The following is a 14,679-nucleotide window of genomic DNA, read 5'->3' on the forward strand; positions in this document are numbered from 1 at the left end:
GCGCGAAACATTGCACAAAGGCGCGCATAAATGAGGGATAGCGCCAATAAGGGGCGCGCATAAAAGGGAACTACCACAAGATGGCAGCAGCAGGTTCGGGCGCAAGAGCCGGTCACGAGAACTGGTCATCGCGCAGCGCGTTTATTCTTGCAGCCGTCGGATCAGCCGTCGGCCTTGGCAATATGTGGCGCTTTCCGGCAGAGGCGGGCGAAAATGGGGGAGGGGCCTTTGTCCTGTTCTACATTTTCTGCGTATTGCTGATCGGCTTGCCGGTTCTTTTGTCAGAGGTTCTTATCGGCCGTCACGGTCAGGCCAACGCGCCTGAAAGTGTGCGGCGGCTGGCGCGCGATTCCAAAGCATCGGAAGGGTGGAGCGTGCTCGCCTCGATGGGTGTTTTTGCAGCCTTCCTGATCCTCAGCTTTTACTGTGTCGTGGGGGGCTGGGTTGTTTATTACATTGGTGTGTTTGCCAGTGACCTGTTCCAGACTGGCCTTTCCGGCGGGGCGTTTCAGGGGCGCGATCCGGAAGAGATCAAGGCGTTGATGCCGGGTCTGTTTGCTGATGGCACTTTGATGGCCGGGCTCAATCTTGGATTTCTTGGCGTCACCATGTTCTTTGTAGCGCGCGGCGTATCAAGCGGCATTGAATGGGTGGCGGTGTATTTGATGCCGCTGTTCTTCGTCCTTTTCCTTGCGATCACGATCTATGGCGCGTTCACCGGTAATTTCGCTGAGGCGGTCGCTTACCTGTTCACTTTCGACTTCTCGAAGTTGACGGGCGAAGTGATGCTGGCAGCGGTTGGTCAGGCCTTCTTCTCGCTCTCATTGGGTGTGGCAGGCATGATGACATATGGCGCATATGCCAATCGTGACACCAATCTGGGCGAAACCTCCGGCATTATTGCAGGCGCGGATACAGCGGTTGCGCTGCTCGCTGGCTTGGCCATTTTTCCGATTGTATTTGCAGCAGGCCTTTCGACCAATGCAGGTCCGGGATTGATGTTTGAATCGCTTCCGATCGCGTTCCAGCAAATGCCATTTGGCTCAGCTATCGGGCTTGCGTTCTTCGTGATGATCTTCTTCGCGGCGCTTACCAGCTCGGTTTCGCTGCTGGAGGCTCCAACTGCTTACGTTTTTGAAAAATTCAAACTGGCGCGGCCTGTGGCGACGATCATCGTTGGCGCGGGCGCTGCGGTGCTGGGGGTTTTGTCTGCGCTGTCGTTCAACGATCTGGCAGAGTTTTATCCGCTCGGTTTCATCCCGCTGTTTGCAGAGACCAATTTCTTCGACACGCTGGACGGGGTGACGGCCAAGCTGTTTATGCCCATCGGTGCGATTTTGACTTGCATCTTTGTCGGTTGGATCGCCGATGCGCGGCTGATCGACAGTGAGAACGGCCTTGATGGCGCTTTGCACAAGCTGTGGCGGGCGTTGGTGCGCTTTGTGTGCCCGATTGTTCTTGCCGTGATCCTGTTTGTGGGCCTGACCAGCTAGGGAAAAATAGGGAGGAGCGCGGGACTTGCGCTCCTCTGTTTTTTGTGGAACATAATAGGAACAAAGGGTCTCTCTATGAGTCTCTTGATATGTTCCTATGACCAAACCCGATCCTCTTTCCCGGCCTAAAGTGCCGCCCCTTGCGCACCTCTCGGGTGTGGATGTCGCCGCTCTGTCAAAACAGCGTGAGGCGCGCTGGCGGCCGGGGCTTACCGATCAACCGCTGCACAGCGAGATTTTTGCAAGTGCCCGTGATGCAAGCGGGGCGGGGCTGGCACTGGCTTTGGCGCGCGATGGCTTAAGCGTTTGCGAGGGGGTTCGGGAACAAGGTGCGCTGGCCGAAGCAGAGGACCGGCGGCAGATTTTGTGGGTGCAGGATAAACGCGCGGTCGAACTCAGCGGGCGACCTTACATCCACGGCCTTCCCGAAGAATGGCGCGAACGGGTGATCTGTGTCGAGGCGGGCAAACCCGAAGATGCTCTGTTTGCGCTGGAGGAGGGGCTGAAATGCCGGGACTTGGCTTGCGTGATCGGGGAGATTGCGGGGAATCCGCGCGCGCTCGACTTTACGGCTTCGCGGCGGCTTAGTCTGGCAGCAGAAAAGCATGGCGTGGCCTTGTGGCTGGTGCGGCTTGAGGCGCAGAGCGATTTGTCTTCGGCAAGGATGCGGTGGCGCGCGCGCCCTGCGGTTTCACCTGAGCCGCGCTGGGATGCGAAGGGGCCAGGTGTACCCACTTGGCAAGCGGAGCTTTTCCGGGCGCGCTCTCATGCTCCGGGGGAGTGGAAGCTTGCCCAGGACGCGAAGCGATTGTGTGTTTCCAAATCGCCCAAGCCACCCGCCAAAGAAACTGAACGCCCCCTCGAGCACACCCCAGATGTCCCTTTCAAATCCTCCAGAAAATCCCGGCATAAACCGGCGCATAATGGCAATCTGGTGCGCGCAACTTTCGGTCGATCGATGGCGGCTGTCTCAAGGGGATAGGGCGCGCGAGGCTGAGTCTGCGGGGGCTAGGGCGCAAGGGGATAAGGGCGAGAGTGAGGGGGAAGAAGAGCTTCCCACCGCCCTCATCACCGAAACCGCCCATGGTCCGCGCATTGATGCGGTGAATGCGGCGGGGCATGCAGCGGGCGCTCGCACAGGACAGATGCTGGCGGATGCACGCGCGCTTTATCCGGGGCTCAAGACCGCGCCGTCTGACCCTGCGGGCGATCTTGCCTTCCTCGAAAAGCTTGCCCTTTGGGCCCAGCGTTGGGGGCCGTGGAGCGCGCTTGATCCGCCCGATGGTGTGATCGTCGATGTGACGGCGGTCGCGCATTTGTTCGGTGGGGAGGGCAGGCTTCTCGCCGATGTGGAACGTGCCTTTGCGAAGCGGCATCTGGCTGTGCGTGCGGCAATCGCTCCCACAGCAGGTGCTGCCTGGGCATTGGCACATTTCGGACCGCGCCTTGGCGGTGGGAGCAGCATCCTTGCACCTTCCAGCGAAGAGGCGATGATGCGCCAGCTTGCGGACCTTCCCGCAGCAGCGCTCAGGCTCGACACCGACGTTCTTACCGTCCTTCGCCGCCTTGGTCTGAAGCGCCTCGGCGATCTTGCCGATATCACGCGGGGGGCGATCAACCGGACAGAAGCGGCTGCGCGTGATGCGCTCCACCGCCGGTTCCGGGGCCGCAAGTCGCCATCGGCCAACCCGCTCATCCGGCTCGACCAATTGCTCGGCCGCGTGCCCGAACCGCTGCTTCCTGTGGTCCCGCAGCATATGCCCCTGGTACAGCGCCGCTTGATGGAGCCGCTGCGCCACCGTTCGCTGCTTGACCAGGTGCTGGAGGATTTGGCGCAGGATATGGCGCGCGAACTTGAGGCACAGGGGCAGGGCGCACGGCGGCTTGAACTGGGTATGTGGCGGGTCGATGGAGAGGTGATTGTGCGCCGCCTTGAACTGGCCGCGGCGACAAGGGACGCAGCTCACATCACCCGCCTGTTTGCAGAAAAGCTCGAAGGGATCGAGGCAGGCTTTGGAATAGAAACCGTGCGTTTGCGGGTCAGCTGGGCAGAACCCTTCGCCGCCTCCCAAAGCGATGTCGAGGAAGCCGCGGCCCGTCATGGCACTTCGCTGTCTGCATGTATCGACCGGTTGAGCGTGCGCCTTGGCCCTCAAGCGGTGCGCCGCCCGGTTGCCCATGCCAGCCACCTGCCTGAACGCGGCGTTATCTGGCAGCCTGCGCTTTCCTCTTTTACGGCCCCTTTAACGGCCCCCAATACGCTCAATATCCCCCTTGCCAGACCGCTCAAACTGCTCGACCGGCCAGAGAAAATCGCCGTGCTTTACGCCTCACCCGATGGCTACCCCCAGCGTTTTCGATGGCGCGCGCGGGTGCATGAGGTTGCCCGTGTCCAGGGCCCGGAACGCATTGCCCCTGAGTGGTGGCGAGAGCGCTCCACCACGCGTCTGCGCGATTATTACCGCATCGAGGACAAGCAGGGCGCGCGTTATTGGATTTATCGTTCAGGGATCACAGGCGATGGCCGTGGCGGTACTCCGGATTGGTTCCTGCACGGGATCGACGCGTAAATTTTCGCAAAATCCAAAGACATGGTTATCCTTTGTTTACGTGTTTCTGCGATAATCATACCATGATGACGCAACAACAACCGCAACAACCACCGCGCGGATCTGACAGGCGTCCTCTTCACCTGATGGTCAAGGGGCGCGTACAGTCGCGTACAATCTTTGCTGATCTGGTCGATATCTCCGAAGGTGGCTGCAAGCTTCGCGCAAGCTCAGGCTTTGCCAACGAAGGCGACCGCGTAACCATTCGCATAAACGGCATCAACGCGCCCTTGGGCAAGGTCGTATGGGTCGAAGGCAAGGTCGCAGGGGTCGCCTTTGAAAGCGCCATGCACGTCGCGGTTCTGGATCACCTGTGTCAAGCTGTAGAGACTGCAAGCTTCCAAGATAAGCTGCGGATGCACCGCGTCTGATCCGCGCCGGACTTACAGATATTCCAGACACAGAAAAAAGGGGCCGGGAGGAACATCCGACCCCTTTCTCTTTTCGGCAGGTTCGCCGAACAATCCAAATTCTTAGCTTGGCCAAATTCTTGGCTTGGTCAAACCATTAGCTTGGCCAAACCATTAGCTTGGCCAATGTTTAGCTTGGATTGTATGGAATCGTCGATTTGTGCACGGTCATTTTCAAATCACCCTCGGCATCGCGGATATAGCCGATGGTGTATTCGACCTTCACCTCATCCCCGCCATTTGCAGGCGTGAAGTAATAATTGCCCATCGCAACAGCCATATTGCAGATGTTGTTCGTGATGCCAGCGTTCTGCCAGCGCACCTTTGACCATGGGGTGATCGCAAAGCCCTTGTCTTCTGGGTAAGACGGGTTGCCACCTACGAAATAGGATAGTGCGCCATCAAATGATGGGCGAAACTGTTCTGCCGAAGCAAGCGTTGGTTTAAACAGGACCAGGCTTTCATCATAGGCGTAAAACTGGTCGATGTGATCAATCGCGGCTTGGCGGTAATCGCCGCCAGATGAATATACGCCGCCGATTTTTACGATACCATTGCCCCAGGCTTCCTGCGCGGCAATCACTTCCTTTTCGGTGATGCACTGCAATTGTGCCTCGGTGGGCGCGCGAGGCTGACCGGCGCCGATTGGCGTTGTATTGTCAGTTTGCGCGCCCGCAGCAGTGGCGAGCACTGCAGTGACCGCGGCTGTTACTGCGGTGGTGGCTGCAAGGCGGATCTTTGCAAGGCCTGTTAGACTGCCTGTTGTATTATTTGTCATCTCACACTCCTTGGTGGGTATTTCCACTCGTGTTGACAGTGAGATATGCCGAAACGCAGCGCCGCGAAATTGCCCGATAAGCCTAAGTCAAACTGTGTAGGCTGTATGGCTTATGCCTTTCTGGATCAGTTGCACACTTTGCATTTGCGGCCATGGATGTTGGAACATATAAGGAACATATGCCCCAAGCCATCCTAAAACAGCAATCTTTACGCGAACGCCTCGAAATCCTCGCCGATGCGGCGAAATACGATGCGTCCTGCGCGTCTTCGGGCACGGCGAAGAAGAATTCGATTGGCGGTAAAGGGGTTGGCTCAACCGAAGGGATGGGTATCTGCCACGCTTATGCCCCCGATGGGCGGTGCATCTCGCTGCTGAAGGTGCTTTTGACCAATCACTGCATCTTTGATTGCCACTATTGTATCAATCGGAAGAGCTCGAACACGCCGCGCGCGCGGTTTACACCGCAAGAGGTCGCTGACCTCACGATCAATTTCTACAAGCGCAATTATATCGAGGGGCTGTTCCTCTCCTCCGGCATTATCAAAAGCTCCAATCACACGATGGAGCAGTTGATGGAGACAGCGCGGATCCTGCGCGAGGAATATGATTTTCGCGGTTATATCCATCTCAAAACCATTCCAGAGGCCGATCCTGAACTGATCGAGCAGGCGGGGATGTATGCGGACCGGGTGTCGATCAATGTGGAACTGCCAACACGCGCAGGGCTTACCCGGCTTGCACCTGACAAGGACGAGGCGGAGATCGAAGGCGCTCTGGCGAAGACAAGCGCGCGGATTATTCAGGCAAAGGATGAAAGGAAACGCTTTCGCCATGCGCCGCGCTTTGCCCCGGCGGGCCAATCGACGCAGATGATCGTGGGCGCAGATGATGCGAATGACACCGCGATCGTGAGCCGTGCGGCGGGCCTCTACGGCAATTTTGGCCTTCGCCGCGTCTATTACAGCGCCTTTTCACCGATCCCTGATGCAAGCGCGGTGCTGCCTTTGAAACGACCTCCGCTGATGCGCGAACACCGCTTGTATCAATCCGATTGGCTGATGCGGTTTTATGGCTTTGGCGCAAATGATGTGGCCGATGCGACGGAGGATGATGGGAACCTCCCGCTTGATATTGATCCCAAGCTTGCCTGGGCTTTGAAGTTTCGTGGGGAATTCCCGGTCGATGTAAACCGCGCGTCCAAAGAACAGCTTTTGCGTGTGCCGGGGTTGGGAACAACGGCGGTGGGGCGGATTTTGAAAGCGCGGCGATACAGGCGTTTGCGGCTTGAGGATGTGGGCAGGCTCACCCAGTCAATTGCAAAGGTTCGGCCCTTTCTGGTCGCGGCTGATTGGCGACCAACGCAGCTTACGGACAGGGCAGATTTGCGCTCAATGCTTGCGCCTAAGCTGGAACAGTTGGAGCTGTTTTGATGACCGCTCTCCAGCACGTCTCCCTCGGCGCCCATTATGTCGTCCATCTCCCGCGCCCCGATGACTTTGCCTTTTGGCGTGAGCGGGCGCGCCAGCTTATCCAGTGCGATGTGCCCCCTGACCGGGTGAGCTGGGTGGAGCCGGGGGGTACGGGTGATCTGTTCGCTTTTGAAGGGCCTTCTCGGGGTGAAAAACGCCTGCCTGTGCCGGAGGTGGACGCTCCTCAAGTGCGCGCTTCCAAGCGGTTTATGCGCCTTGCCCGCAATGTTTGTGTCCATTCTGAGCCAGAGCGGTTCAGCCTCCTCTACCGCACCTTATGGCGCCTCCAATCGCAGCCCGGCTTTATGCAGGACAGCGCGGATACGGACGTGCGCCGGATCGAGGAACTCGACAAAGAGGTTCGCCGCGACGCGCACAAGATGCACGCCTTCGTCCGCTTTCGCGAGGTGACAAGTGAAGAGGGCGATCACTATGTCGCCTGGTTTGAACCAGACCACCACATTGTGCGCGCGCAGGCGGGCTTTTTCATGCGCCGTTTTGCCAATATGCGCTGGTCGATCCTCACGCCCAGAGGCTGTATCCATTGGGATGGCAAGACGATGCGCGAAGGTCCCCCGGCGCGGCGCGAGGATGCTCCCACAGGCGATCCGGTGGAGGCGCTTTGGAAGTCCTATTACGCCTCAATCTTCAACCCCGCGCGGCTCAAAGTGGGCGCGATGCTGTCGGAGATGCCCAAGAAATATTGGAAGAATATGCCAGAGGCCGAGCTTATTCCTCAGCTGATCGCAGGCGCACAGGCGCGCGAGGCGGGCATGGTGGCAGCAGGCGCGCGTGAGGTGCGCGAGGTGCCTTCGAGCCTGGAGGCGATTGCTGAGGGGATCAGCGCTTGTAGTGATTGCCCCATCGCTGAATGCGGCACCCGCGCCGTGATGGGCGAAGGCGCACCGGGCGCGCCATTGATGATCGTTGGCGAACAACCGGGCGATTCTGAGGATTTAGCGGGCAAACCTTTTGTGGGACCGGCGGGCCAATTGCTCGATGTGTATCTGGGCAAAGCCGGGATTGACCGGAGCGAGGCCTACGTCACCAATGCGGTCAAGCATTTCAAGTTCGTCGCGCGCGGCAAACGCCGCATCCACCAGACCCCGCAGGCCAAGGAAATCGACACCTGCCGCTTCTGGCTTGAGGCAGAGCGTAAGGTGGTGGCCCCGCGTGTGGTGCTGGCGCTTGGTGCGAGCGCTGCAAGAGCAATGCTTGGCCGCACGGTAAGCCTTGCCAAAGAGCGCGGGGCGCCGGTGCCCTTGGAGGACGGCAGCGAGCTTTGGATCACCGCGCACCCGTCCTATCTCCTGCGCCTCGATGGCGAGGCTAGGGCGGCGCAGGAGGAGCTTTTCGCGCGGGACTTGGCAGCGGTGAGAGGGCGTTTGCTCGAGGTCACCTCGTGACATGCCCGAGGCTCCGCTCACCCCTGACAAACGCACGATTGCGCTTGATCCTGACCTGATCGAGCCGCCATCCAAAGCGCCCTTTGTGGAGCTGGGGCTGGTGAGTTGTTTCAGCTTCCTTCGCGGCGCGTCTGATGCGGTGGACCTTGCGATGACCGCTCGGGCGCTGGGATATGATGCGCTGGGGATTGCAGATAGCAACAGCTTGGCCGGGGTCGTGCGGCTCCACACGGAAGCCAAAACCCTCAAACTACGGCCCGTGATCGGCACACGCATTGAAACGGTCGAGGGGCTCCATTTCCTCGCCTACCCGAAGGACCGCGCTGCCTATGGCCGCCTCTCGCGCCTGATCAGCCAGGGGCGGATGCAGACGCTTGACGGGGAGTGGCAGGAAAAAGGCGTGTGCGAGATCAGCCTTGCGATGCTCGCGGAGCATTCGGAAGGCGTGCAGCTGATCCTTCTCCCGCCGGGTGATCTGGAGGCCGCAATCACCATCGAGGTTGAAAGCAATGTCGTTCCCCTTCGACCTGAAGATGGGGTGGCGGAGAAGGTGAAACTCACCGCGCCTTTCCCCAAACTGCTCCCTGATCTCACCCGGCAACTGCCAACCCTTCGTCACCTCGCTGCAAGCTATCTCTACCGCGGAGATGATGTCGCGCGCATTGATCGGTTGGACGCGCTTGCTCGCGACAATGGCCTCACCCTGCTCGCCACCAACGATGTGCATTACCACGCCCCCTCGCGTCGCCCTTTGCAGGACGTGATGACAGCGATTGCGAACAAGACCACGGTGGCAGAGGCAGGGCATCTGCTCCACGCCAATGCCGAACGGCACCTCAAATCGCCTGAGCAAATGCTGCGCCTGTTCGCGCGCTGGCCCCATGCGATCCGTGCTGCGCGCGAAGTGGCGGACAATTGCGACTTTTCGCTCGACGAACTCTCATATGAATATCCAGAGGAAATTTACCCTGATGGGATGACCCCGCAGGAATATCTTGAGGTGGAGACATGGGCGGGGGCTCTCCGGCGTTATCCTGAAGGCGTGCCGGACAGTGTCCACGATACGTTGGAGCGCGAACTGGCGTTGATCGCCAAGCTCGACCTTGCGCGATATTTTCTCACCATCAAGGACATCGTCGATTTCGCGCGCAGCGTCGACCCGCCGATCCTGTGTCAGGGCAGGGGGTCTGCGGCCAATTCTGCCGTCTGTTATTGTCTTGAAATCACCAGTGTAGACCCTGCCAAGCATCAACTCCTCTTCGACCGCTTCATCTCTGAAGAACGTAAAGAACCACCCGACATCGACGTCGATTTCGAGCATGAACGGCGCGAGGAGGTGATCCAGTATATCTATGCCAAATATGGGCGAGCACGTGCCGGGCTGACGGCAACGGTCATCCACTATCGTCCCCGAATGGCTATCCGCGAAGTGGGCAAGGCGATGGGGCTGTCTGAGGACGTGACGGCGCGCCTTGCCAAAAGCGTTTGGGGGTCATGGGGCCGCGAGATTAGCGAGAAACACGCAGGCGAAAGCGGTCTGGACGTGAGCGACCCGCATCTTCGCCGCGTGCTTGCATTGACCGAACAGATGATCGGCATGCCGCGCCATTTGTCTCAGCATGTGGGCGGGTTTATCCTCACCGACGGGCCGCTCACTGAAACCGTGCCGATTGGCAATGGCGCCATGCCCGACCGCAGCTTCATCGAGTGGGACAAGGACGATATTGAGGCTCTGGGTATCCTCAAGGTCGATGTGCTGGCGCTGGGGATGCTCACTTGCATCAAGAAATGCCTTGATCTGCTCACCGCGCACCACGACCGCACTCTCACGCTTGCCACCGTCCCGCGCGAGGATCCGGAGACTTATGCGATGCTGCGAAAGGGAGATTCGCTGGGTGTTTTCCAGGTGGAGAGCCGCGCGCAGATGAACATGCTCCCGCGCCTTCGTCCGCGTGAGTTTTATGATCTGGTGATTCAGGTCGCGATTGTGCGCCCGGGGCCGATCCAAGGGGATATGGTGCACCCCTATCTCAAACGCCGCCGGGGCGCAGAGCAGGTGATGATCCCCAAGCCATCACCAGCGCACGGTCCTCCTGATGAGCTTTCCAGCATCTTGGCGCGCACTTTGGGTGTGCCGATTTTTCAGGAGCAGGCGATGAAAATCGCTCTTGATGCCGCCAAATTCTCGTCGCTTGAGGCCAACCGTTTGCGTAAAGCCATGGCGACGTTCCGGTCGCGCGGGATGGTGGATGAACTGCAAGACATGATGGTCGAGCGGATGGTCACGCGCGGCTATGAACGCGACTTTGCTCAGCGGTGCTTCAACCAGATCAGGGGATTTGGCGAATACGGTTTTCCCGAAAGCCACGCGGCGTCTTTTGCGCATCTGGTGTATGTTTCAAGCTGGCTCAAATGCCATTTCCCGGCGGCCTTTGCAGCAGCTTTGCTGAACTCTCAGCCGATGGGCTTTTATGCGCCCGCTCAGATTGTGCGCGATGCAAGGGAGCACGGCGTGGAGGTGTTGCCAGTGGATGTGAATGCAAGCGAGTGGGATTGTACGCTGGAGATTGCGCAGGCCCACCCCGCTGCGACTAGCGCCGACGATGTCGACGCCAGTCTCACTGCCCCTCCCGCAAGCGGGAGGGGAGCGAAGCTTGGCAGCTTGCTGCCTAGCGAAGCGGGGTGGGCAGGGCGCAATCAGGGCCGCCAAGACCGGCACATCGCCCTGCGCCTGGGCCTGCGCCAAATTGACGGTTTGCATGAACATATCGCCGCGCAGCTTGTCGCAGAGCGTACAGAGAATGGCCCGTATCGCGATGTGGCTGAACTGCGTGAGCGCGCCGGGCTCTCGCCGCCGCATATCGAGCGGCTTGCGAGCGCGGACGCTTTCACCTCTCTGAACCTGTCTCGCCGCCAAGCCCTTTGGGATGCGCGCAGCCTTATTGCAGGGCCTGACCTGCCGCTGTTCCGGGCTGCTGAGGAGCGCGATGAAGGGGCGGAGAAATCGCCCACGAAGCTTCCCACAATGCCGATGTCCGAAGAGGTGGTGAACGATTATCAGACCACGCGGTTGAGCCTGAAAGCGCATCCGATGGCTTTCCTGCGGCCGCGTCTTGCCGAGCGCGGATTTGTGCGCGCCTGTGACCTCAGGAACCGCAAATATCGCTCCATGGTACAGGTTGCAGGCGTTGTCCTCATCCGTCAGCGCCCCGGCAGCGCCAAGGGCGTGTGTTTTATCACGCTGGAGGATGAGACCGGGGTGGTGAACCTTGTGGTGTGGCCTGACCTGAAAGAGAAACAGCGCGGCGTGGTCATGGGCGCGCGGCTGATGGAGGTGCGGGGGCGCGTTGAATATGACGATGAAGTCATCCACGTGATCGCGCAAAATATGGTCGATGCCAGCGACCAACTTTACGCGCTGTCTGATGATATGCTGACCGCCCCGCTCGCCCGGGCAGACCATGTGAACACGCCGCTTCAGGGACGAAAAGCGCCAGCGACGCGCGAAGCGATACATCCGCGCGACATGATCGATGAGCTACCAGCCTCACGAGGGCACCCGCGCAATCACCGGATCATTCCTAAATCGCGGGACTTTCACTAAAGGAAACGCATGGCACGAAAACCTCGATCAAAGTCGAGACAGCGCAAGCGCACAGGCGGTAAGCGGCCTTTTCTGAGCGTGGCCTTGGTCTGTATCGGCGCGCTTGCGGGGTTTGCGGGGTGGAACTGGCTAGAGCGTCACCCGCAACACAACCCGCTTGCACCGCTCGATTTGCGCCATCCCATTGGCCTTGCAACCACCACGAAACTTGTCGCTCTACGCGATGATATCCCGGCTTGCAGGGCCGTCCTTGATCGCAGTGAGATCGCGTACAGTGCACTGCCTGAGACGGGCGAAGGGCCATGTGCGCGGCCTGACCGAACTGAGCTTACCTCCTTTCCGCTTCGCCCCAGCGTGCCTGCGACAACATGCCCTGTGGCTGCGGCTTTGGAAGTATGGCGCGCGAAAAGCGTTGCCCCTGCCGCGCGCGAAATACTGGGAAGCGAGCTTTCCCATTTTGAACATATGGGGGTCTATAATTGCCGCCGGATGCGCGGGGGCAGCTCCAATGCGTGGAGCGAGCATTCAACCGGAAACGCGATTGATATCAGCGCAGTGGTACTGAAAGATGGACGGCGCATCAGCCTGATCGATGATTGGGATGGTGATGCGGACCGGGCGCGTTTCCTGCGCCAAATTCGCGATGATGCCTGCGGTGTTTTTGCAGTGGTGCTCTCACCCGATTACAACGCGGCGCACGCTGATCATTTTCACTTTGACCAGGGCGGTACCTGGGTCGGAGCCTGCCGTTAAGCCGGTTCGAGCGCGTATCCGGCAGAGCGCACCGTCCGGATCGGGTCTTTGACGCCTTCCATCTCAATCGCTTTGCGCAGGCGGCGGATGTGCACATCGACGGTGCGCAATTCGATATCGCTTCCCGTGCCCCAGACACCATCCAGCAATTGACCACGGCTGAAAACCCGGCCCGGGCTTTCCATGAAGAATTTCAGCAGCCGATATTCGGTTGGGCCCAGCTTCAGAGCCTCACCGCGCCGTTGAACCCTATGGGCGACCGGGTCCAGTTTGATGTCACCGACCTCGATGCTCTCACCGGCAAGCGCCGGGCGAATGCGGCGCATTACCGCAGCGACACGGGCCAGCAATTCTCGCGGGGAAAAGGGTTTGGTCAGATAGTCATCAGCGCCCATTTCAAGCCCGCGCACCCGGTCGTCTTCGGTCTCACGCGCGGTGAGCATGATGATAGGCACGTGCGCGGTCGCCTTGTCGCGGCGCAATTGGCGGCACACTTCGATGCCGCTGGTGCCTTCGATCATCCAGTCGAGGATGACAAGGTCCGGCACATCTTCGCGGGCAAGGACAAGCGCATCATCGCCGTCCTTGGTGCATCGCACGTTATACCCCTCATTCTGGAACCGATATTCCAGCAATTCAGAAAGGGCAGGATCGTCTTCAACCAGTAGCAATTTGGCGGCAAACATCGGCTTGGCATCCTATGGTTTCGACAGGTACTAAAAAACTACCTCAGCGGTCATCCTCTGGCGGGTAAACACCTGTTGCAGCGAAGTGGACCATTTCTGCGACATTGGTCGCGTGGTCGCCAATCCGTTCCAGATTGCGCGCAACGAAAAGCAGCTGCGCCGCGCTTGAAATGGTGGCAGGGTTTTCCATCATGTGGCTGACAAGATTGCGGAAAATGCTGTTGTAAAAAGCATCGACCTTATTGTCGGTGGCGATCACTTCGCGCGCCAGATCCGGGTCGCGCGCGGCATAGGCGGTAAGCACATCGTGCACCATTTCGGCGGCCACTTCGCCCATTGCGGGCAGCAAAGTGAGAGGCTCAAATCGGTCCTTGCCGTCAATCTCGCCCACGCGTTTCGCGATGTTCTTGGAATAGTCGCCAATGCGTTCAACCACGCCTGCGATTTTGAGCGCTGCGATCACTTCGCGAAGGTCATCGGCCATCGGCGCGCGAAGGGCGATCACCCGGATCGCCAGCTTGTCGACCTGCATTTCGAGCTCGTCGAGCTTCTTGTCGCTTTCAACGACCTTTTTTGCGCGCTCCTTATCGCCCGTGACAAGCGAGGCGAGTGCCTCTTCGATTGCCACTTCGGCCAAGCCGCCCATCTCTCCGATGAGGCCGCGAAGCCGGGTGATGTCCTCGTCGAACGCCTTTACTGTATGGTCTGTCATTAGCCGTATCGCCCAGTGATATAGTCTTTGGTGCGTTGCTCGATGGGGTTGGTGAAGATATCGGACGTACGCCCGTATTCAACAATCTCACCAAGGTGGAAGAACGCCGTTCGATCAGAAACACGCGCCGCTTGTTGCATGGAGTGGGTGACGATGACGATAGCATATCGGCTCGAAAGCTCTGCAATAAGTTCTTCGATCTTCGCTGTCGCAATCGGGTCAAGCGCGGAGCAAGGCTCGTCCATAAGGATGACTTCCGGGTCCACCGCAATCGCGCGCGCAATGCACAAACGCTGTTGCTGACCGCCCGATAGCGCCGTGCCCGGATCGTTCAGGCGATCTTTGACTTCATCCCAAAGGCCAGCGCGCCTCAGCGAGCTTTCAACGATCCCGTCAAGGTCGCCCTTTTGTTCAAAAATACCGTGGATGCGCGGGCCATAGGCGATGTTGTCATAAATCGACTTGGGGAAGGGATTGGGTTTTTGAAACACCATCCCGACACGGGCACGCAATTGCACCACGTCCATTTTGTTTGAATAGATGTCTTCGCCATCCAGCTCGATCTGACCTTCGACACGGGCGGATGGGATCGTATCATTCATGCGGTTCAATGCCCGCAGGAATGTCGATTTGCCGCAGCCTGATGGGCCGATAAAGGCCGTCACATATTTCGCAGGGATCGCGATAGAGACGTCTTTGATGGCTTGCTTGTCGCCGTAATACACAGAGACGCCTTCGGCGCTCATCTTTGGGTCG

General features: G+C 59.1%; 12 protein-coding genes. 8 read left to right on the forward strand and 4 right to left on the reverse strand.

Annotation, left to right across the window (positions count from 1 at the left end):
• Positions 1 to 80 precede the first annotated feature (80 nt).
• The 4 genes from EH31_RS00975 (at position 81) to EH31_RS00990 (ending at position 4,473) form a co-directional block, all read left to right on the forward strand.
• Positions 81 to 1,493 (forward strand): sodium-dependent transporter, encoded by a 1,413-nt coding sequence (locus EH31_RS00975; RefSeq protein WP_034957568.1) that lies wholly within the window; start codon positions 81 to 83, stop codon positions 1,491 to 1,493.
• Between the two features lie 97 nt (positions 1,494 to 1,590).
• Entirely contained in the window at positions 1,591 to 2,475 is an 885-nt protein-coding gene (locus EH31_RS00980; RefSeq protein ID WP_051698834.1) for an ImuA family protein, read from the forward strand.
• Positions 2,417 to 4,063, forward strand: a complete 1,647-nt coding sequence (locus EH31_RS00985; RefSeq protein WP_034957569.1) for a Y-family DNA polymerase — start codon at positions 2,417 to 2,419, stop codon at positions 4,061 to 4,063. The genes EH31_RS00980 and EH31_RS00985 overlap by 59 nt, the downstream gene beginning before the upstream one ends.
• A gap of 62 nt (positions 4,064 to 4,125) precedes the next feature.
• Complete coding sequence (locus EH31_RS00990) at positions 4,126 to 4,473, forward strand: PilZ domain-containing protein (RefSeq protein ID WP_241765796.1); 348 nt, start codon at positions 4,126 to 4,128, stop codon at positions 4,471 to 4,473.
• Positions 4,474 to 4,642: 169 nt separating this feature from the next.
• Here the strand turns inward: EH31_RS00990 and EH31_RS00995 are convergent, their stop codons facing one another.
• On the reverse strand, positions 4,643 to 5,290 hold the full coding sequence (locus EH31_RS00995; RefSeq protein ID WP_199796985.1) for a phosphoribosyl-AMP cyclohydrolase: 648 nt from the start codon (positions 5,288 to 5,290) through the stop codon (positions 4,643 to 4,645).
• Between the two features lie 179 nt (positions 5,291 to 5,469).
• Here EH31_RS00995 and EH31_RS01000 point away from each other — a divergent pair, with 179 nt between their 5' ends.
• The 4 genes from EH31_RS01000 to EH31_RS01015 are packed head-to-tail and all read left to right on the forward strand — an operon-like array spanning position 5,470 to position 12,525.
• Positions 5,470 to 6,723 (forward strand): putative DNA modification/repair radical SAM protein, encoded by a 1,254-nt coding sequence (locus EH31_RS01000; RefSeq protein WP_034958703.1) that lies wholly within the window; start codon positions 5,470 to 5,472, stop codon positions 6,721 to 6,723.
• Positions 6,723 to 8,168 carry a UdgX family uracil-DNA binding protein gene (locus EH31_RS01005; protein WP_034957570.1) on the forward strand — a complete coding sequence of 482 codons (1,446 nt, stop codon included), beginning with the start codon at positions 6,723 to 6,725 and terminating at the stop codon, positions 8,166 to 8,168. The genes EH31_RS01000 and EH31_RS01005 overlap by 1 nt, the downstream gene beginning before the upstream one ends.
• A 1-nt stretch (position 8,169) precedes the next feature.
• Positions 8,170 to 11,772, forward strand: coding sequence for an error-prone DNA polymerase (locus tag EH31_RS01010; protein WP_034957571.1), 3,603 nt, complete (start codon positions 8,170 to 8,172; stop codon positions 11,770 to 11,772).
• A 9-nt stretch (positions 11,773 to 11,781) separates the two neighbouring features.
• The gene (locus EH31_RS01015) at positions 11,782 to 12,525 is read left to right on the forward strand and encodes an extensin-like domain-containing protein (RefSeq protein ID WP_051698837.1); all 744 of its coding nucleotides are present in this window, start codon (positions 11,782 to 11,784) and stop codon (positions 12,523 to 12,525) included.
• Here EH31_RS01015 and phoB read toward each other — a convergent pair.
• Genes phoB through pstB form a run of 3 tightly spaced genes read right to left on the reverse strand, consistent with a single transcriptional unit; the run spans position 12,522 to position 14,669 of the window.
• Positions 12,522 to 13,211: a phosphate regulon transcriptional regulator PhoB gene (gene phoB / locus EH31_RS01020; protein ID WP_034957572.1), complete on the reverse strand. Its 690-nt coding sequence runs from the start codon at positions 13,209 to 13,211 to the stop codon at positions 12,522 to 12,524. The two genes, EH31_RS01015 and phoB, sit on opposite strands and share 4 nt — an antisense overlap.
• Positions 13,212 to 13,254: 43 nt before the next feature.
• Positions 13,255 to 13,923, reverse strand: coding sequence for a phosphate signaling complex protein PhoU (gene phoU / locus EH31_RS01025; protein ID WP_034957573.1), 669 nt, complete (start codon positions 13,921 to 13,923; stop codon positions 13,255 to 13,257).
• Positions 13,923 to 14,669 carry a phosphate ABC transporter ATP-binding protein PstB gene (pstB, locus tag EH31_RS01030; protein ID WP_051698974.1) on the reverse strand — a complete coding sequence of 249 codons (747 nt, stop codon included), beginning with the start codon at positions 14,667 to 14,669 and terminating at the stop codon, positions 13,923 to 13,925. The genes phoU and pstB overlap by 1 nt, the downstream gene beginning before the upstream one ends.
• Positions 14,670 to 14,679: the final 10 nt, after the last annotated feature.

Source organism: Erythrobacter longus (genome assembly GCF_000715015.1).
GTDB classification, from domain to species: Bacteria; Pseudomonadota; Alphaproteobacteria; order Sphingomonadales; family Sphingomonadaceae; genus Erythrobacter; species Erythrobacter longus.

What these genes read in the sequence shown, in the direction of transcription:
- EH31_RS00995 (WP_199796985.1), bottom strand. Translation starts at nt 5,290, where the DNA reads ATGACAAATAATACAACAGGCAGTCTAACAGGCCTTGCAAAGATCCGC.
- EH31_RS01005 (WP_034957570.1), top strand. Translation starts at nt 6,723, where the DNA reads ATGACCGCTCTCCAGCACGTCTCCCTCGGCGCCCATTATGTCGTCCAT.
- EH31_RS00980 (WP_051698834.1), top strand. Translation starts at nt 1,591, where the DNA reads ATGACCAAACCCGATCCTCTTTCCCGGCCTAAAGTGCCGCCCCTTGCG.
- EH31_RS00975 (WP_034957568.1), top strand. Translation starts at nt 81, where the DNA reads ATGGCAGCAGCAGGTTCGGGCGCAAGAGCCGGTCACGAGAACTGGTCA.
- phoU (WP_034957573.1), bottom strand. Translation starts at nt 13,923, where the DNA reads ATGACAGACCATACAGTAAAGGCGTTCGACGAGGACATCACCCGGCTT.
- EH31_RS01015 (WP_051698837.1), top strand. Translation starts at nt 11,782, where the DNA reads ATGGCACGAAAACCTCGATCAAAGTCGAGACAGCGCAAGCGCACAGGC.
- EH31_RS01000 (WP_034958703.1), top strand. Translation starts at nt 5,470, where the DNA reads ATGCCCCAAGCCATCCTAAAACAGCAATCTTTACGCGAACGCCTCGAA.
- EH31_RS00985 (WP_034957569.1), top strand. Translation starts at nt 2,417, where the DNA reads ATGGCAATCTGGTGCGCGCAACTTTCGGTCGATCGATGGCGGCTGTCT.
- phoB (WP_034957572.1), bottom strand. Translation starts at nt 13,211, where the DNA reads ATGTTTGCCGCCAAATTGCTACTGGTTGAAGACGATCCTGCCCTTTCT.
- pstB (WP_051698974.1), bottom strand. Translation starts at nt 14,669, where the DNA reads ATGAGCGCCGAAGGCGTCTCTGTGTATTACGGCGACAAGCAAGCCATC.
- EH31_RS00990 (WP_241765796.1), top strand. Translation starts at nt 4,126, where the DNA reads ATGATGACGCAACAACAACCGCAACAACCACCGCGCGGATCTGACAGG.
- EH31_RS01010 (WP_034957571.1), top strand. Translation starts at nt 8,170, where the DNA reads ATGCCCGAGGCTCCGCTCACCCCTGACAAACGCACGATTGCGCTTGAT.